The organism is Desulforhopalus sp. IMCC35007 (assembly GCF_005116575.1).
In the GTDB taxonomy this organism is placed as follows: Bacteria; Desulfobacterota; Desulfobulbia; order Desulfobulbales; family Desulfocapsaceae; genus Desulforhopalus_A.
In genome coordinates this window covers 1-217 of sequence record NZ_SWCN01000120.1, presented here as the reverse complement: position 1 = coordinate 217, position 217 = coordinate 1, and the positions used below count along the sequence as shown (strand labels likewise).

The following is a 217-nucleotide window of genomic DNA, read 5'->3' as shown; positions in this document are numbered from 1 at the left end:
CGACCACAAACTGGTCGACAATATTGGTATCAGTAGCGTCGTGGGTTTCAGGATCGCCATCTTCCGTGTACTCGTAGGTGATCTCACCTGTGGCAGGATTGTAACCCGTAACAACGAGGGTACCTTCCGTGCCATTAATGGTAACAGGGTTGTTGGTTGCATCGGTAATGTCTGTGCCACCGATGGTGACTGTAGAAATACCGGCCTCTGCCCCAAC

Annotated in this window: 1 protein-coding gene; it reads right to left on the bottom strand. The window is 51.6% G+C overall.

The window, feature by feature from the left end:
• On the bottom strand, window positions 1-217 hold a 217-nt coding region (locus FCL48_RS25125), incomplete at both ends, for a hypothetical protein (RefSeq protein ID WP_169309385.1).